The sequence below is a fragment of the Methylibium sp. T29-B genome, assembly GCF_000576225.1.
Lineage (GTDB): Bacteria > Pseudomonadota > Gammaproteobacteria > Burkholderiales > Burkholderiaceae_C > Methylibium > Methylibium petroleiphilum.
The window spans coordinates 1-3,084 of record NZ_AZSN01000266.1 but is presented as its reverse complement, the minus strand read 5'-3'; the positions used below and the strand labels follow the sequence as shown (position 1 = coordinate 3,084).

Here is a 3,084-nt window from a genome sequence, read left to right as displayed (position 1 = left end):
CCGCGGTCGCGCGGCTGCAGGCCGCGCACGACGCCAGCCGCAGCGCCGAGCTTGCGCAGCAGGGCTTCGTTGCCATGACGCGGCTGGAGTCCGACCGCCTGGCGCTCGCCGCCGCCGAGCGCGAAGTCGATGCGGCCGAGAGCGAGCGGCTGGTTGCAGTGCATGGCGTCGAGCAAGCCCGCGCCGCGCTCGCCGCCGTGCGGCAGCCCACGCCCGGGCGCGCCTTCACGCTGCGGGCACCGGTGCAGGCACGGTGCTGCGGGTCGCGCAGGAGAGCGAGGCCAGCGTCGCCACCGGCGCGCCACTGATGGAACTGGGCGACGTACGTGAACTGGAGATCGTGGCAGAGCTCTTGACCGCCGACGCGCTGCAGGCCGCGCCCGGCAGCCGCGTGCTCATCGAGCGCTGGGGCGGCGAAGGCGTGCTCGAAGGCCGCGTGCGCCGCGTCGAGCCGGCCGCGTTCACCAAGGTCTCGGCGCTCGGCGTCGAGGAACAGCGCGTGCGCGTGCTGATCGATCTGGTTGCGCTCGAGCGAGCGCCGGCGCGCTGGCGCTTGCTCGGAGACGGCTTCCGTGTCGGCGTGCGCATCATCACGGTGTCCGAAGAACAGGCGGTCGTGGTTCCTGTCAGTGCGGTGTTCCCGTCGGTCGACGATGGCGGCGCGGGCGCTGCCGTGATGGTGGTCGAAGACGGCCGTGCCCAACTGCGCCGCGTCGATCTGGGCGCACGCAATGGCAGCCAGGCCTGGCTCCGCGGGGGGCTGGCTGCAGGCGCCACGGTCATCGTCTACCCACCGCCAGCGCTGCAGCCGGGCCAGCGGGTACGCGGGAAGGCCGGCTGAACCCTGACAGCCCGGACGGCGTGCGGCTCGCTTGACGGAGCGCAACATCAATTCTCGCCTGCTGGAGATGCTTCAGCATGTGGAGCGATCTCGACCCATGGCCGTTGACAAGTCGCCTCTGTACCGGCGCCGCCTTGGCGCACGGGCGGCTTCGATGCCGCCGGCCGAACTGCTGCCGGTGGGGAAGGCCGAACTCATGCGCGGATTCGACGACTGGGCCACGGATCGGGACATCCACCTGGACGAGATCCACCGCTTCATCGCCGATCCGGGGAACAGCTTGCGCCGCTGTGGCCATTGGGCCGCGCTCCTCATCGCCGCTTGATCAGCGCAGGGCACTGGAGGAGCGGGTGACGCCGGCACTTCTGCCTGGGCCATGAGACGATGTGCTCGGCGTTTCCTCGTATCGGTCGAACAACCGACTCGCCTGTGGCGGCAAGATCGTTTGTTCGCGACCGTGCAACGAGATCGGCAGGAGGAATGCGTATTCGTGTAGCTAAGTGCGTAGCTGATTCAGAATCGAATCAATTACTCTGTTGATGTGTATCGATTTTTTCCTCTTATGAGACTCGCCACCTGGAACGTCAACTCGCTCGCCGTGCGCCTGCCTCAGGTGCTGGACTGGTTGGCCGCGAACCCGGTCGACGCGCTGGTGCTGCAGGAAACCAAGCTCACCGACGACAAGTTCCCGCGCGCCGAAATCGAGGCCGCCGGTTACGCGGTGCAGTGGTTCGGGCAGAAGACCTACAACGGCGTGGCGCTGCTGTCGCGCGAGCCGGCGCATGACGTGACGAAGAACATCTTCGGCTTCGCCGACGAGCAGGCCCGGGTGATCGCCGGCACGGTGGACGGCGTGCGCGTGATCGGCGCCTACTTCCCGAACGGCCAGGCGCCGGACAGCGAGAAGTTCACCTACAAGATGGCGTGGCTGCAGGCGCTGCGCAACTGGGTGCGTAGCGAGCTGGCCGTGCACGCGAGGCTGGTGCTGATGGGCGACTTCAACATCGCGCCGGAAGACCGTGATGTGCACGACCCGGTGCTGTGGGCGGGGCAGATCCATTGCACACCGCAGGAGCGTGAGCACTTCCGCGAGTTGATCGCGCTCGGCCTGGTCGATGCCTTCCGGCTGTTCGAGCAGCCGCCCAAGAGCTGGAGCTGGTGGGACTACCGCAACCTGGCGTTCCGCAAGAACCAGGGTCTGCGTATCGACCACATCCTGGTCAGCGAGGCGCTCCGACCCGCGGTGAGCGCCTGCATGATCGACAAGCTGCCCCGCAAGAACGAGCGTCCGAGCGACCACGCGCCGGTGGTCGTGGAGTTGTCGACCGCGTAGAAGGCGGCTTGCCTATTTGGCGGCGGCGGGCGGGCGCGGCAGCGGCTTGACGCTGCCGCAATCGGCGCCGAGCCACTGGCCCTCACCCTGCATCGCCATCTTCGTGCCCTTGGCGCCACCGGTGCCGCGCATCTTCATCGTGTAGCGCTCGGGGCCGAGCGTGGTGATCTCGATGTCACCCTGCGACGGCGGCTTGGTGCAGACGTACTTGATGTTCGTCGTCGCGCCGGAGCGGCTCTGGTCGTATTTGCAGTCCGGCCGCTGCTCCATCGGCACCGACTGGCGCGCCACGTCATCGGGCGTGACGCAGACCTTGCTGGTCGAGCCGCCGCCGGCGGCGGCGTCCATGCCGGCGCCGTTGCGGCCCATCATCTCTTCCATCTGCTTGCGCTGCGCCGGCGGCATGGCGGCGATCTGCTTGCGCATCTGCTCCATCTGCGCCTGCTGGGCAGGATCAAGCTCCATCTGCTGCTTGATCTGCCACAGGCCCGGCTTCATGGCGGTCTGACTCTGCGCCGGCCCGACCATCCCCGACATCCCTACTGCGCACAGCAGCGCCGCGGTACGCGTTCCGAAGTGGCTCACGGTCGTCTCCTCGTCCAGCCCGGGCATCGACCCGCGCCGGCATGGCGCCGTTCAGTCGTCGAGACCCAGTTCCTGGATTTTGCGCGTGATCGTGTTGCGGCCGATACCGAGCTTGTGGGCCGCCTCGATGCGACGGCCGCGCGTGATGTCGAGCGCGGTGTGGATCAGGCGCGCCTCGAACTTGTCGGTCAGGGCCTGCCAGACGTCGGGCACGCCGGCCTCCAGCAGGGCGCGGGCCTCGCGCTCCAGGTCGTCGAGCCAGAGACCGGCAACCGCGGCGGCCACCGCGCTCGGCGTGGCGGCCAGGCCGGACACCCCCGGCTCG

At 68.7% G+C, this 3,084-nt stretch carries 5 protein-coding genes and 1 pseudogene; 4 read left to right on the top strand and 2 right to left on the bottom strand.

From position 1 onward, the window contains the following. From Y694_RS25085 to xth, 4 genes and pseudogenes are all read left to right on the top strand, one after another. Positions 1-308: pseudogene (locus tag Y694_RS25085) on the top strand (hypothetical protein); the annotation flags it as partial. Then, positions 254-841: an efflux RND transporter periplasmic adaptor subunit gene (locus Y694_RS20855; RefSeq protein WP_051495954.1), complete on the top strand. Its 588-nt coding sequence runs from the start codon at positions 254-256 to the stop codon at positions 839-841. The pseudogene Y694_RS25085 and the gene Y694_RS20855, both read left to right, overlap by 55 nt. Before the next feature lie 97 nt (positions 842-938). Continuing rightward, positions 939-1,166, top strand: a complete 228-nt coding sequence (locus tag Y694_RS20850; RefSeq protein ID WP_036236181.1) for a hypothetical protein — start codon at positions 939-941, stop codon at positions 1,164-1,166. Positions 1,167-1,403: 237 nt separating this feature from the next. Beyond that, positions 1,404-2,174, top strand: a complete 771-nt coding sequence (gene xth / locus Y694_RS20845) for an exodeoxyribonuclease III (RefSeq protein ID WP_036236177.1) — start codon at positions 1,404-1,406, stop codon at positions 2,172-2,174. A gap of 12 nt (positions 2,175-2,186) precedes the next feature. Here xth and Y694_RS20840 read toward each other — a convergent pair whose 3' ends face one another. Both Y694_RS20840 and Y694_RS20835 read right to left on the bottom strand, forming a co-directional pair. Further along, a complete protein-coding gene (locus Y694_RS20840; protein ID WP_158304612.1) occupies positions 2,187-2,759 on the bottom strand; it encodes a DUF3617 domain-containing protein in 573 nt (190 codons plus the stop codon). Positions 2,760-2,810: 51 nt separating this feature from the next. Continuing rightward, on the bottom strand, positions 2,811-3,084 hold a 274-nt coding region (locus tag Y694_RS20835), incomplete at its 5' end, for a helix-turn-helix domain-containing protein (RefSeq protein WP_036236176.1).

What these genes read in the sequence shown, in the direction of transcription:
- Y694_RS20850 (WP_036236181.1), top strand. Translation starts at nt 939, where the DNA reads ATGGCCGTTGACAAGTCGCCTCTGTACCGGCGCCGCCTTGGCGCACGG.
- xth (WP_036236177.1), top strand. Translation starts at nt 1,404, where the DNA reads ATGAGACTCGCCACCTGGAACGTCAACTCGCTCGCCGTGCGCCTGCCT.